This is a genomic window from Delftia sp. PX-1 (assembly GCF_055797465.1).
On the sequence record NZ_CP184763.1, the window covers coordinates 3,591,718 to 3,605,029 of the forward strand.

Here is a 13,312-nt window from a genome sequence, read left to right on the forward strand (position 1 = left end):
GCGGCGGTGCAGCGCAGGCAGGGGGCTTCGCACAAGCCAGCATCATGCACGACGCCACCAGAGCCTGCGGCGACCTGTCAACCACTGCGCAAAAAGCCCGCGCAGCCACTTGCGCGGGTGTATAAACAGCGCTCTTTCGGCGCCGGGCCGGGTCCCTGCGGGGGCGGGCGGCGGCGCCTCCTACCCACCAGAGAATCCGCAAGGGAAAAGCAGCCATGGGCGCGCAATGGAAAGCAAAGGGCAAGGCGCTGGTCGCCGACGCCAAGGGAAAGCTGTTTGGCAAGCTTGTCAAGGAAATCATCGTCGCGGCGCGCGCCGGCGCCGATCCGGCAGGCAACTCGCGCCTGCGCATGGCGGTGGAAGCCGCACGCAAGGCCTCCATGCCCAAGGACACGCTCGAGCGTGCCATCAAGAAGGGCTCGGGCGTGGGTGCCGATGCCGTCAACTACGAGCGCGTGGTCTATGAAGGCTACGGCCCCAACCGCGTGCCGGTGATGATCGAGTGCCTGACCGACAACGTGAACCGCACGGCGCCCAACATGCGCGTGTGCTTTCGCAAGGGCCAGATGACGGCCGTGGCCTGGGACTTCGACCATGTGGGCATGATCGAAGGCGAGCCCGAAGGCGGCGCCGATGCCGAACTGGCCGCCATCGAGGCCGGTGCACAGGATTTCGAGCCCGGCGAGGAAGAGGGCACGACGCTGTTCATCACCGACCCCACCGACCTCGATACCGTGAGCAAGGCGCTGCCGGCCCAGGGCTTCAAGGTGCTGTCGGCCAAGCTGGGCTACAAGGCCAAGACGCCGGTCAGCATGGCCAGCCTGTCGGCTGAGCAGCAGGAGGAAGTGCAGGACTTCCTGGCCGGCATCGAGAACGACGATGACGTGCAGAACGTCTACGCGGGCCTGGTGGATTGATGACGCTGTCCCCGCTGCCAAGCAAAAAAGCCGCACATCGTGCGGCTTTTTTGTGGGTGCAGGCGCCCAGCGCCCGGCGGCTCACTTGGTGCCGAAGATTCGGTCGCCCGCGTCGCCCAGGCCCGGCAGGATGTAGCCGTGGGCGTCCAGCTGGCGGTCCACGGCGGCCGTGTAGATGTCCACGTCGGGATGGGCCTTCTGCATGGTGGCCACGCCTTCGGGCGCGGCCAGCAGGCACATGAACTTGATGGACTTCGGGTTCAGCTGCTTCAGGCGCGCCACGGCGGCGGCGGCCGAATTGCCCGTGGCCAGCATGGGATCGACGACCAGCACGTCGCGCTCTTCCATCTCGGAGGGCATCTTGAAGTAGTACTCGACGGGCTGCAGCGTCTCGGGGTCGCGGTACAGGCCGATGTGGCCGATGCGCGCGCCGGGCACGACGTTGAGCATGCCGTCGAGGAAACCGTTGCCGGCGCGCAGGATGGACACCAGCACCAGCTTCTTGCCGTCGATGACCTTGCCGGTCATGGTCTCCAGCGGGGTCTCAATCTCGATGTCCTGCAGCGGCATGTCACGCGTGATCTCGTAGGCCATCAGCGTGGACAGCTCGCCCAGCATGCGGCGGAAGCTGTTGGTGCTGGCTTCCTTGCGGCGCATCAGCGTGAGCTTGTGTTGGACCAGCGGGTGGTCGATCAGGTGCAGAGTACTCATGGTTTTCTTCTGGAAAAAAGGGCGCCGGTATTTTGGGTCCGGCGCCAGGGGTCGGTTCAGTCGTGCAGAAAGCGCGCGTAGCGCGCCAGGTCCACATTGCCGCCGCTGATGAGAATGCCCACGCGTGCGCCCGACAGCGCAACCCCGCCATGCAGGGCGCCCGCCAGCGAGAGCGCACCCGTGGGTTCGACCACGATTTTCTTGCGTTCCGCGTAAAAGCGCATGGCCTGCACCAGATGCTCGTCCGCCACGGCCAGGATATCTTCGACATGCTCGCGGATGATGGCGAATGTGATATCGCCGATGGACTGGGTCTGCGCGCCGTCGGCAATGGTGTGGGGCGTGGGGATCTGCACGATCCGGCCTGCGCGCAGCGACTGGCGGGCATCGTCGCCGGCCTGGGGCTCGACGCCGTAGACCTTGCAGCGCGGGGCGAGCTGTCCGGCTGCCAGCAGGCTGCCCGACAGCAGGCCGCCGCCGCCCAGGCAGACGAACAGGTAGTCCAGATCGGGCACCTCCTCGAACAATTCCTTGGCCGCCGTGCCCTGGCCGGCAATCACGTCGCGGTGGTTGAACGGCGGGATCAGCGTCATGCCGCGCTCGTCGGCCAGGCGGCGGGAGATGGCTTCGCGGTCCTCGGTGAAGCGGTCATAGGTCACGACCTGGGCGCCGTAGGAACGCGTGGCCGCCATCTTGGAGGCGGGCGCATCCTCGGGCATGACGATGAGCGCGGGCATGTCCAGCATCTGCGCGGCCAGGGCCACGGCCTGCGCATGGTTGCCCGAAGAGAAGGCCAGGGCGCCGCGCTTGCGCTGCTCGGGGGTGAACTGCGACAGCGCGTTGTAGGCGCCGCGTATCTTGAAGGCACCCGTGCGCTGCAGGTTCTCGCACTTGAAGAACAGCTGGGCGCCCAGCAGCTCGTCGGCGGTGCGGCTGCGCAGTATGGGGGTGCGGTGGGCCACGCCCTCCAGCCGGCCGGCTGCGGCGGCAACGTCGTCATAGGTGGGCAGCGAGGGAGGGCTGTTCGTCGTCATGGCGTGCGGTTCCGCAAAGTGGATGGAGGCGGTTTCGATCATAGCCGCATGCGCAGGCTTTCAGCGCCCTGAAATGCGCCAGCCGTTGCATGGCAACGGCTGGGTGCTATGGTGTTTGATGCGGCGCAGTGCCGGTGCGCCAGCGCTTCAGCGCTTCTTGTTGCCCAGGATGCCGCCGAGCACGCCGCGCAGGATTTCCTTGCCCAGCGAATTGCCCATGGTGCGCATGGTGGACTTGGCCATGGTCTGAACCAGGCCGTCGTGCTTGCCTCCGCGCGGGCCTGTGGTGCCGAACAGAAGGTCCTTGAGCCCGTCCATCATGGCGCCGCCGCCTTCGCTGGCGGCGGGTGCGGCTCCGGCAGGGCCTGCCGGCGAGGCCCCGTCGCCGGATGCTGCCGTGCGTCCGCGCAGCACTTCGTAGGCCGATTCGCGGTCCACCGCCTTTTCATAGACACCTGCCACCAGCGATTGCGCCAGCAAGACCTTGCGCTGCTCCTCGCTGATCGGACCGATCTGGCTGCCCGGTGGAATGACATAGGCGCGTTCGGTGATGCCGGGGCGGCCCTTTTCATCGAGGAAGCTCACCAGGGCCTCGCCCACGGCCAGCTCCGTGATGGCGGCCTCGATGTCCAGCCCCGGCTTGGGCCGCATCGTGGTGGCCGTGGCCTTGACGGCCTTCTGGTCGCGCGGCGTGAAGGCGCGCAGTGCATGCTGCACGCGATTGCCCAGCTGGGCCAGCACGGTGTCGGGCACGTCCATCGGGTTTTGCGTGACGAAATACACGCCCACGCCCTTGGAGCGCACCAGGCGCACCACCAGCTCGATGCGTTCGAGCAGCACCTTGGGCGCATCGTTGAACAGCAGGTGGGCCTCGTCGAAGAAGAAGACCAGCTTGGGCTTGTCGGGGTCGCCGATCTCGGGCAGGCGCTCGAACAGCTCGGACAGCATCCACAGCAGGAAGGTGGAGTACAGGCGCGGCGAATTCATCAGCTTCTCGGCCGCCAGGATGTTGACCACGCCCTTGCCGCCTGCATCGGTCTGCATCAGGTCGTTGATGTCGAGCATGGGCTCGCCAAAGAATTTGTCGCCGCCCTGCGACTCGATGGCCACCAGCCCGCGCTGTATGGCCCCCACGCTGGCGGCACTGATGTTGCCGTACTCGGTGGTGAACTGCTTGGCGTTGTCGCCCACGTGCTGGAGCATGGACCGCAGGTCCTTGAGGTCCAGCAGCAGCAGTCCGTTGTCGTCGGCAATCTTGAAGACCAGGTTGAGCACGCCCATCTGCGTGTCGTTCAGGGCCAGCATGCGCCCGATCAGCAGCGGCCCCATGTCCGAAACCGTGGCGCGCACCGGATGGCCCAGCTCGCCGAACACGTCCCACAGCGTGGTGGGGCAGGCCAGGGGCTGGGGAATCTCGATGCCGCGCTCCTGCAGCGAAGCCGCCATCTTGGCGCCCGTGCTGCCGCTTTGGCTGATGCCCGACAGGTCGCCCTTGATGTCGGCCATGAACACCGGCACGCCGATTTCGGAGAAGCCTTCCGCCATTTTCTGCAGCGTCACGGTCTTTCCGGTGCCCGTGGCGCCGGTGATCAGGCCATGTCGATTGGCCAGTGCGGGCAGCAGCAGGCATTCTGTGGCAGAGTGGCGGGCGATCAGAAGTGGAGCGGCCATTTCGGGTTTCCTCGGGGGAGCATGCGGTCAAAAGTAAAATCCCAGCCGCAAGGTTAAATCAATATCAAAGGACAGCCTGTGGCAGGACACAGTAAATGGGCCAATATCCAGCACCGCAAAGGCCGCCAGGACGAAAAGCGCGGCAAGGTCTGGACTCGCATCATCCGTGAAATCATGGTGGCGGCACGCACGGGAGGGGGCGATCTCAGCGCCAACCCGCGCCTGCGCCTGGCGGTGGAAAAGGCCAAGGCGGCCAACATGCCGGCCGACAACATCAAGCGCAACATCGACAAGGCCACGGGCAACCTCGAAGGCGTGACCTACGAGGAAATCCGCTACGAAGGCTACGGCATTGGCGGCGCGGCCATCATCGTGGACACCATGACCGACAATCGCGTGCGCACTGTGGCGGATGTGCGTCATGCCTTCAGCAAGTACGGTGGCAACATGGGCACGGAGGGTTCCGTGTCCTTCCAGTTCAAGCATGTCGGACAACTGATCTTTGCTCCCGGAAGCGACGAGGACCAGATCATGGAAGTGGCGCTGGAGGCCGGTGCAGAGGACGTGATCACCGATGATGAGGGGGCCATCGAGGTGCTGACCGCACCCGCCGAGTTCGAAACCGTGCGCGACGCGCTGCAGGCCAAGGGCCTGACGCCGGAGGTGGCTGAAGTCACCATGCGCCCGGAAAACACCATCGCCCTGCAAGGCGATGACGCAGCCCGCATGCAAAAGCTGCTGGACATGATCGAAGACCTGGATGACGTACAGGACGTCTACCACAACGCTGAACTATGAAAATTCTTGTGATTGGTGGCGGAGGCCGCGAGCACGCCCTGGCGTGGAAACTGGCTGAATCGCCGAAATCGACCAAGGTCTATGTGGCCCCCGGCAACGGTGGCACGGGCCTGGCCGGCGGCAAGGTGGAGAACCTCAACATCACCGACCCGCAGGCGCTGCGCGAGTGGGCGCAGGCCGAGAAGGTCGCGCTGACCGTGGTCGGCCCCGAGGCGCCTTTGGCGGCCGGCGTGGTCGATGAGTTCCGTGCCCATGGCCTGCGCATCTTCGGCCCCTCCAAGGCGGCCGCCCAGCTGGAAAGCTCCAAGGCGTTTTCCAAGGACTTCATGGCGCGCCACGGCATCCCCACGGCGCTCTACGAGACTTTCACCGACCCGGTTGCTGCCCACGCCTATGTGGACCGCCTGGGTGCGCCCATCGTGGTCAAGGCCGACGGCCTGGCCGCAGGCAAGGGCGTGGTCGTTGCGACCACGCTGCAGGAAGCCCACGACGCCGTGGACTTCATGCTCGTGGACAACAAGTACGGCGTGGCCCACAACGACGGCGGCGCCCGCGTGGTGATCGAGGAATTCCTCGCCGGCGAGGAAGCCAGCTTCATCGTGCTGTGCGACGGCAAGAACGTCCTGGCCCTGGCGACCAGCCAGGACCACAAGCGCCTGAAGGACGGCGACCAGGGCCCGAACACGGGCGGCATGGGCGCCTACTCGCCCGCGCCCGTGGTCACGGCCGACGTGCATGCCCGCGCCATGCGCGAGATCATCCTGCCGACCATCCGTGGCATGGAAAAGGACGGAATTCCCTACACCGGCTTCCTGTATGCGGGCCTGATGATCGATGCATCCGGCCATCCCAAGACGCTGGAGTTCAACTGCCGCATGGGCGACCCCGAGACCCAGCCCATCATGATGCGCCTCAAGAGCGATCTGGTGGACGTCATGCTGGCGGCCACCGATGCCAAGCTCGACCAGGTCGAGCTGCAATGGGACCGCCGCACGGCGCTGGGCGTGGTCATGGCTGCGGCCGGCTACCCCGAGGACCCGCGCAAGGGCGATGCCATCAGCGGGCTGCCGCAGGACGCCGCCGATGCCATGGTCTTCCATGCCGGCACCCAGCTCAAGGATGGCGTTCCCGTCACCAGCGGTGGCCGCGTACTGTGCGTCACCGTGCTGGCCGACAGCGTCAAGCAGGCCCAGCAAAAGGTCTATGACGTGGCGCGTGGCATCCATTTCGATGGTGCCCAGTACCGCCGCGACATCGGCTTCCGTGCCGTGAAGAACTGAGTCCATGGCAGAGCAATCGACCGGGCAGGCGCTGCCCGTGGCCCAGGTGCGCGAGTACCTGACGGGCCTGCAGGCCCGCATCACGCAGGCGCTGGAACAGGTGGAAGGCGAGGGCGGTGCACGCTTTCTGTCCGACGCCTGGAGCAAGGGCCCCGGCGAGCGCCTGCAGGGCGATGGCATCACCCGCATCATGGAAGGCGGCCGCGTGTTCGAGCGCGCGGGCTGCGGCTTCTCGCATGTGCGCGGGCCGCAGCTGCCGCCCTCGGCCACGCAGCACCGGCCTGAGCTGGCCGGTGCGCCGTTCGAGGCCATGGGCGTGTCCCTGGTCTTCCATCCGCGCAATCCTTTTGTGCCTACGGTGCACATGAATGTGCGAATGATTGCAGCCGGCTCAGGTGCGGCCGGCTCAGGTGCGGCAGGGCAGCCGGGCAACGAACCCACCTGCTGGTTCGGCGGCGGCATGGACCTGACGCCGGTCTACGGCTTCGAGGAAGATGCACAGCACTTTCACCGCGTCTGCCGCGATGCGCTGGCGCCTTTTGGCGACACGCTCTACCCGCGCTTCAAGACCTGGTGCGACGAGTACTTCCGCCTGAAGCACCGCAACGAGCAGCGCGGCATCGGCGGCATCTTCTTCGACGACTTCTCGGAACTGGGCCAGGCGCGCAGTTTCGACATGCTGCGTTCGGTGGGCGATGCCTTTCTGGAGTCCTACCTTCCCATCGTCGAGCGCCGCCAGGCCATGGACTACGGGCAGCAGCAGGTCGATTTCCAGCGCTACCGCCGCGGCCGCTATGTGGAGTTCAACCTGGTCTGGGACCGGGGCACGCACTTCGGCCTGCAGTCCGGCGGGCGTACGGAGTCCATCTTGCTGTCCATGCCACCACATGCGAGCTGGAGCTACCAGCGCGAGGACGCGCCCGGCACCCCCGAGCGCGCTTTGCTGGAGCAATTCCTGGTGCCCCGCGACTGGCTTTGAGCCCGAGAGCCGCCCTCCCGAGCGGCGTGGCGAAATCCGCGCGTGCAAGGGAATAGGCGGCAAAACTATAATTTCAATAGCTTGAGGCGCAGCGTTGGCTGCGTTCTCCACTTTCTTCGGCGCGAAATCTTCCGGCGATCTGTGGGCGAACTCCATGCATTTTGGAGCGCCGCTACAGCCCAGCCCTCTACGGGCCGCACGGCGCTCGCGCTATATTGATCCCATTCCTATTCCATTGATCACCGCCTGATGACCACTTCCACCAAATCGGATTCCGCAGCCAAGCGCGACGTGACCAAGCTGCAACGCGCCATTGTTGACGGCCTCGAAAACGTCAAGGCCCAAGACATCCAGGTCTTCAATACCGAAAAGCTCTCGCCGCTGTTCGAGCGCGTGATCGTGGCTGCGGGCACCTCCAACCGCCAGACCAAGGCGCTGGCCTCCAGCGTGCGCGACGCCGTCAAGCAGGCCGGGTTCCCCGTGCCGCGCCAGGAAGGCGAAGAAAACGGCGAGTGGATCATCGTGGACTGCGGCCAGGCCGTGGTCCATGTCATGCAGCCGGCCATCCGCCAGTACTACCGCCTGGAAGAGATCTGGGGCGAGACGCCTGTGCGCCTGAAGCTGGGCGCTCCCAAGCCCACGCGCTCGGCTGCCACCGACAAGGCGGAAGAAAAGGCCAAGAAGGCTGCAACCAAGAAGGCCGCGGCAACCGCTGCCAAGCCTGCAGCCAAGAAGGCCGCTTCTGGCGCAGCCTCCGCCGCCGCCAAGAAGCCCGCTGCCAAGAAGGCGGCCCCTGCCAAGGCCGCTGCACCCCGTTCCGCAGCGGCAAAGCCGGCTGCTGTGAAGTCGGCCGCAGCCAAGTCGCCGGCCGGCAAGACGGCGGCGCCCAAGGCCATCAAGACCGTGGTGGTCAACCGCGCCCCCGCCAAGGCCAAGGCCGGCGCCGCTGCCAAGCCTGCCGCCAAGCCGGCAGCCAAGCGCGCCCCCCGCGCCAAGGCCTGAGCGGTTCAGGGCTGACGCTGCATGAAGCTGTTGATCGTGGCCGTGGGCCAGCATGTGCCCGACTGGGCGCAGACAGCCTACGACGACTACGCCAAGCGTTTTCCTCCGGAACTCAAGGTGGAGCTCAAGGCCGTCAAGACGGAGCCACGCGGCTCCAAGACGGTCGAGACCCTGTACGCGGCCGAGCGCAAGCGCATCGAGGCCGCCATTCCGCGCGGCACGCGCATCGTGGTGCTCGATGAGCGCGGCACCAATCTGACCACCAAGGCCCTGGCCCAGCGCCTGCAGGGCTGGCAGCTGGAGGGCGATGACGTGGCCCTCATCATCGGAGGCCCGGACGGTCTGGACCCCGCCTTCAGGCAGGCCGCACACGAGCGCATCCGCCTGTCGGACCTGACCCTGCCGCATGCCATGGTGCGGGTGCTCCTTATCGAGCAGCTGTACCGTGCCTGGTCGGTCAACGCCGGCCATCCCTACCACCGGGAATAGCGGCAGCGGCGGTGTCATGCGGATCGGAAGATCTCGTGATACTATGATTTTGATAGCCTTCGGCGCTTTGATACAAAGGGCTGAAGGCATTTCTCATTTTCATCATGCCGCCCTTCATCTACCTAGCCTCCCAAAGCCCCCGCCGCCGCCAACTGCTGGAGCAGCTGGGCGTGGCCCATGAGCTTTTGCTGCCCAATGCGGATGGCGACATCGCCGAAGATGCCGAGGCCATGGAAGCCGAGCTGGCCGGCGAGGCAGCGCGCGACTACGTGCAGCGCGTGACCGCACTCAAGCTCGACGCTGCCGTGGCCCGCCACGCGCGCCGTGCGCTGGCTGCCGCTCCCGTGCTCTGCTCGGACACCACGGTGGCGCTCGACGGCCGTATTCTGGGCAAGCCCGCCGATGCCGACGATGCACGCCGCATGCTGACGGGGCTTGCCGGCCGAGAGCATGAGGTGCTGACGGCCGTGGCCATACAGCATGGCGCGCGGCGCCTGGCTGCGCTGTCGGTCTCCCGGGTTCGCTTTGCGGCCATGAGCGCTCAGCAGATCGATGCCTACGTGGCCTCGGGCGAGCCCATGGGCAAGGCCGGTGCCTATGGCATACAGGGCCGTGCGGCGGCCCATGTGCAGTGGCTGCAAGGCAGCTACTCGGGCATCATGGGCCTGCCGCTGTTCGAGACGGCGGCGCTGTTGCGCGAGCTGGGCTGGGCGCTGTAGGCCAGCTCCCCGACCTGGGCCCCGAGGGGCGTGCAGGCAGGCGCGCACGGCCGATGGCAGCGCGCGGCACGGCAAGATGTCTGCCGGCCCGCTCCGGCCGAGAAATACAAACGACAAAGCACACCACAGGCACAGCATGCAGCAAGACATTCTGATCAATTGGTCGCCACAGGAAACGCGCGTGGCCATCATCGAGAACGGCGCCGTCCAGGAACTGCACATGGAGCGCCCGCTGGAGCGCGGCCTGGTCGGCAACGTGTACCTGGGCAAGGTCTCGCGCGTGCTGCCGGGCATGCAGTCGGCCTTCATCGACATCGGCCTGGAGCGCGCGGCCTTCCTGCACGTGGCCGATGTCTGGCAGCGGCAGGAAGGGGGCGAGGCCCCCATGTTTGCGCGCAAGGACATGCCTGTCGTGCCCATCGAAAAGCAGGTTTTCGAGGGCCAGACCATCATGGTGCAGGTCATCAAGGATCCGATCGGCACCAAGGGCGCGCGCTTGTCCACGCAGATCAGCATTGCGGGACGCCTGCTGGTGCTGCTGCCGCAGGACGACCACATCGGCATCTCGCAGAAAATCCCGCAGGGCGAGCGCGATGCCCTGCGCGCCCGGCTGCAGGGCCTGGTCGGCACCAAGGAGACCGGCGGCGGCGGCGGCTTCATCCTGCGCACCAATGGGGAGGACTCCAGCGACGCCGAGCTGGCCGACGACATCCGCTACCTGCGCAAGACCTGGAGCCGCATCAAGGAGGCCTCGGTGCGCCTGCCGCCCATGTCGCTGCTGCACCAGGATCTGAACCTGCTGCAGCGCGTGCTGCGCGATCTGGTGGGCGAAGGCACCCAGAGCATCCGCATCGACTCCAAGGAGCAGTTCGCCCTGCTCATGACCTTCGGGCAGGAGTACATGCCGGCGGCCGTGCCCAAGCTGCAGCATTACCGCGGCGAGCGGCCCATCTTCGATCTGTTCGCCATCGACGAGGAAATCGCCCGCGCGCTGGGCCGGCGGGTGGACCTCAAGTCGGGCGGCTACCTGATCGTGGACCAGACCGAGGCGCTGACCACGGTGGACGTCAATACCGGCGGCTACGTGGGCGCGCGCAACTTCGACGACACCATCTTCAAGACCAACCTGGAAGCCGCCCACCAGATCGCGCGCCAGCTGCGCCTGCGCAACCTGGGCGGCATCATCATCGTGGATTTCATCGACATGGTGCGCGACGACCACCAGGCCGAGGTGCTGTCCGAATTCAAGCGCCAGCTCGGGCGCGACCGCGTCAAGACCATGGCGGGCGGTTTCTCGCAGCTGGGCCTGGTGGAGATGACGCGCAAGCGCACGCGCGAATCGCTGGCCCACATGCTGTGCGAATCCTGCCCTGTCTGCCAGGGCAAGGGCCATGTGAAGACCGTGCGCAGCGTCTGCTACGAGGTGCTGCGCGAAATCCTGCGCGAGGCGCGCCAGTTCAACCCGCGCGAGTTCCGCATCGTAGCCTCGCCCAAGGTGGTCGAGATGTTCCTGGACGAGGAAAGCCAGCACCTGGCCGGCCTGTCCGACTTCATCAAGAAACCCATCTCGCTGCAGGCCGAGACCGCCATGGCACAGGAGCAGTACGACATCGTGCTGCTGTGAACCGGTATTTATCTTGCTAATTCATTATCAATAGCGATTCGGCATCTTTTGCGCAAATGGGTTCATATGAATCGATTTGCGCGTTGCTATGGATTGTCGATTCCCGATAATTAACTTTGTCTCGGCATTTTTGATACCGTTTGTTGCAATCAGTGCATCAGCAACTGAAAGGGTGACAAATGGGAATCGACTCCACCATTGTGCGTGCTGCCATACACCCGGGAATTGGTGTGGCGCGTATTGGCAATAGTCCGGATGGGTACTATGTCGGCCCCGAGCTGATGCATGTGCCGCCCATGGCGCCGGGCAGCCTGCGTGATGCGCAGGGCGCGCTCAAGCGCCAGGCTGCGCGCTTTCGCATCTACGGCTACAACGCCGCAGGCGAAGTGGTGCGTGAACTCACGGCCGACCAGGACGAAATCGAATGGGAAGTCGAACTGGCCAATACCAAAGCCGCCTGGTATCAATTCCAATTGGCGCTGGACGTGCCTGAAGCCGCAACGGCCGATCCCACGATTTTGCGCAATGTCACGGTGAAGGACCGGAAAAGCCTGGCCATTCGACCGGGAGCCCGCCGAATTGCCAAAGGCTCGGCCCCGGTGGCATTCGATAGCGATAGTTTCTGCGGCAAGCCGGTTTATCTGGGCGAATTGCGCATTGAAAAGACGGGCCAGCTTCTCGTGCTGGGAGGCCGGGGCGTCTCTGCCTCCGTGGATGGCTCCAAGGCCACCACGTTTGCGAACAACGAGGGCTGGCATGACGATGTGGCCGACGGCCCGGTGCGCGCGAAGGTCGTCGTGGACGGCGTTTCCGTGCCGGTGGATGCGGCATGGGTCACGGTTGCGCCGCCCAACTACGGCCCGCAGATGAAGTCGGTGCGCACCATGAAGGACCTGATGGAGGATGTTTTCATCCGCTCGGGCATGGCTTCGTTTCCGCTGCAGGTCTCCTTCAGCCGGCACATTCTGCCCATACTCCAGCGCCAGAGCAGCCTGCAGTGGGCGAACAAGGGCTTTGCCGCCCAGTTCGGCTGGGGTGCCGCCGCCAGTGCGGATGACGAGGCGTGGATCGCCAGGCTCAACAGCCCGGGCACGACCTGGGCCGAGCTGCGCCAGCAGGTGGCCAATGCCTTCCGGCGCTTTGACCGGGACGGCGCATCCCCCCAGCCCTGGCCCTGGCTGTATGGCGACGCCATGGCCGTGCCGCCGGCCGACACGCCGCGCCAGCATGCAGCGCTGACGGCCACGCAGCTGAGGATGCTGGACCTGTGGGCCGCAGGCCACTTTCTCTCCGACTGGACGCCCGGCCAGAAGTACCCGGCCCAGCTGTCCGATGTGCCGCTGCAGGAGCAGCCCACCATGCTCGACCATGCCGCCATGGACGACTGCCTGGCCGATGCCTTTCACCCGGGTTGCGAGATCACCTGGCCCATGCGCCACGCCAGCATGTACCGGGCGCCATTTCGCATCCGCGAGGCGGCCGAGAACCCGCCCGAGCTGCAGCTCTACGGCTCGCGGCTCACCCCCGCCGTGGCGCTGTCCGAGAGCGGGCCGCTGTATGCACAGGTGGCCGGCGACCTCACGCGCTGGATGGCCGTTCCCTGGCAGACCGACACCGCCAGCTGCCGCAGCGGCTACTACGCCGGCTACGGCCCGCGCTACGACCCCTACCTGCCCACGTTCTGGCCGGCCCGCGTGCCCAACCAGGTGCTGACGCAGGAGGCCTATGAAAAGGTCATCGATACCGAACTGCCGCGCGAGCAGCGTGTCGCCGCCTTCAACCGGCGCGAGTCGTGGTTCCGCACCCTGGGCGAGGGAGGCTATGAGAGCGAGATCAACCGCATGATCAGCCACTTCGGTGACATGGGCGTCATCGAGAATCGGCCGGGCCCGCGTGGCGACAAGGACTTCCCGCCGTTGATGCAGGTGGAAAACCGCATCGCCCCGGCGCCGTCGCACATGCTCAAGACTGCCGTGCAACCGGCCGGGCAGGAAGCGCCTCCCCGCATCGAGCCCTTCGACGCAGACAACGAAGAGCAGCTGCGCGCCCTGACGCAGCGCGGCCCGGTGCTGCCGCGCTGAATGGCGG

General features: G+C 66.0%; 12 protein-coding genes. 9 read left to right on the forward strand and 3 right to left on the reverse strand.

Going from position 1 to position 13,312, the window contains the following annotated elements:
- Positions 1-215: 215 nt before the first annotated feature.
- Positions 216-917, forward strand: a complete 702-nt coding sequence (locus tag ACN20X_RS16520) for a YebC/PmpR family DNA-binding transcriptional regulator (protein ID WP_016446881.1) — start codon at positions 216-218, stop codon at positions 915-917.
- 81 nt (positions 918-998) lie between these two features.
- On the opposite strand, the gene upp is transcribed toward ACN20X_RS16520, so the two are convergent.
- The 3 genes from upp to ACN20X_RS16535 all read right to left on the reverse strand — a co-directional run bounded on the left by upp (position 999) and on the right by ACN20X_RS16535 (position 4,333).
- Positions 999-1,628 carry a uracil phosphoribosyltransferase gene (gene upp, locus ACN20X_RS16525; RefSeq protein ID WP_012205354.1) on the reverse strand — a complete coding sequence of 210 codons (630 nt, stop codon included), beginning with the start codon at positions 1,626-1,628 and terminating at the stop codon, positions 999-1,001.
- Between the two features lie 56 nt (positions 1,629-1,684).
- Positions 1,685-2,662: a threo-3-hydroxy-L-aspartate ammonia-lyase gene (locus ACN20X_RS16530; protein ID WP_034347889.1), complete on the reverse strand. Its 978-nt coding sequence runs from the start codon at positions 2,660-2,662 to the stop codon at positions 1,685-1,687.
- 147 nt (positions 2,663-2,809) lie between these two features.
- Positions 2,810-4,333, reverse strand: coding sequence for a helicase HerA-like domain-containing protein (locus ACN20X_RS16535; protein ID WP_016446883.1), 1,524 nt, complete (start codon positions 4,331-4,333; stop codon positions 2,810-2,812).
- Positions 4,334-4,411: 78 nt separating this feature from the next.
- On the opposite strand from ACN20X_RS16535, the gene ACN20X_RS16540 reads away from it, so the two are divergent.
- From ACN20X_RS16540 to ACN20X_RS16575, 8 genes are all read left to right on the forward strand, one after another.
- A complete protein-coding gene (locus ACN20X_RS16540) occupies positions 4,412-5,131 on the forward strand; it encodes a YebC/PmpR family DNA-binding transcriptional regulator (RefSeq protein WP_012205357.1) in 720 nt (239 codons plus the stop codon).
- Complete coding sequence (gene purD, locus ACN20X_RS16545) at positions 5,128-6,411, forward strand: phosphoribosylamine--glycine ligase (RefSeq protein ID WP_012205358.1); 1,284 nt, start codon at positions 5,128-5,130, stop codon at positions 6,409-6,411. Before ACN20X_RS16540 ends, purD begins: the two co-directional genes overlap by 4 nt.
- A gap of 4 nt (positions 6,412-6,415) precedes the next feature.
- Positions 6,416-7,390, forward strand: coding sequence for an oxygen-dependent coproporphyrinogen oxidase (gene hemF, locus ACN20X_RS16550; protein ID WP_016446884.1), 975 nt, complete (start codon positions 6,416-6,418; stop codon positions 7,388-7,390).
- Between the two features lie 249 nt (positions 7,391-7,639).
- Complete coding sequence (rsfS, locus tag ACN20X_RS16555; protein WP_034363878.1) at positions 7,640-8,392, forward strand: ribosome silencing factor; 753 nt, start codon at positions 7,640-7,642, stop codon at positions 8,390-8,392.
- 21 nt (positions 8,393-8,413) lie between these two features.
- The gene (gene rlmH, locus ACN20X_RS16560) at positions 8,414-8,881 is read left to right on the forward strand and encodes a 23S rRNA (pseudouridine(1915)-N(3))-methyltransferase RlmH (RefSeq protein WP_012205361.1); all 468 of its coding nucleotides are present in this window, start codon (positions 8,414-8,416) and stop codon (positions 8,879-8,881) included.
- A gap of 104 nt (positions 8,882-8,985) precedes the next feature.
- Positions 8,986-9,600: a Maf family protein gene (locus tag ACN20X_RS16565; RefSeq protein ID WP_047218151.1), complete on the forward strand. Its 615-nt coding sequence runs from the start codon at positions 8,986-8,988 to the stop codon at positions 9,598-9,600.
- A gap of 136 nt (positions 9,601-9,736) precedes the next feature.
- On the forward strand, positions 9,737-11,224 hold the full coding sequence (gene rng, locus ACN20X_RS16570) for a ribonuclease G (protein WP_016453532.1): 1,488 nt from the start codon (positions 9,737-9,739) through the stop codon (positions 11,222-11,224).
- A gap of 179 nt (positions 11,225-11,403) precedes the next feature.
- Positions 11,404-13,305 (forward strand): LodA/GoxA family CTQ-dependent oxidase, encoded by a 1,902-nt coding sequence (locus ACN20X_RS16575; RefSeq protein ID WP_473209622.1) that lies wholly within the window; start codon positions 11,404-11,406, stop codon positions 13,303-13,305.
- Positions 13,306-13,312: the final 7 nt, after the last annotated feature.

Bases quoted from the DNA above. Each gene is read 5' to 3' on its own strand.
- upp (WP_012205354.1), bottom strand. From the start codon at position 1,628: ATGAGTACTCTGCACCTGATCGACCACCCGCTGGTCCAACACAAGCTC.
- rng (WP_016453532.1), top strand. From the start codon at position 9,737: ATGCAGCAAGACATTCTGATCAATTGGTCGCCACAGGAAACGCGCGTG.
- ACN20X_RS16565 (WP_047218151.1), top strand. From the start codon at position 8,986: ATGCCGCCCTTCATCTACCTAGCCTCCCAAAGCCCCCGCCGCCGCCAA.
- rsfS (WP_034363878.1), top strand. From the start codon at position 7,640: ATGACCACTTCCACCAAATCGGATTCCGCAGCCAAGCGCGACGTGACC.
- rlmH (WP_012205361.1), top strand. From the start codon at position 8,414: ATGAAGCTGTTGATCGTGGCCGTGGGCCAGCATGTGCCCGACTGGGCG.
- ACN20X_RS16530 (WP_034347889.1), bottom strand. From the start codon at position 2,662: ATGACGACGAACAGCCCTCCCTCGCTGCCCACCTATGACGACGTTGCC.
- ACN20X_RS16535 (WP_016446883.1), bottom strand. From the start codon at position 4,333: ATGGCCGCTCCACTTCTGATCGCCCGCCACTCTGCCACAGAATGCCTG.
- ACN20X_RS16520 (WP_016446881.1), top strand. From the start codon at position 216: ATGGGCGCGCAATGGAAAGCAAAGGGCAAGGCGCTGGTCGCCGACGCC.
- hemF (WP_016446884.1), top strand. From the start codon at position 6,416: ATGGCAGAGCAATCGACCGGGCAGGCGCTGCCCGTGGCCCAGGTGCGC.
- ACN20X_RS16575 (WP_473209622.1), top strand. From the start codon at position 11,404: ATGGGAATCGACTCCACCATTGTGCGTGCTGCCATACACCCGGGAATT.
- purD (WP_012205358.1), top strand. From the start codon at position 5,128: ATGAAAATTCTTGTGATTGGTGGCGGAGGCCGCGAGCACGCCCTGGCG.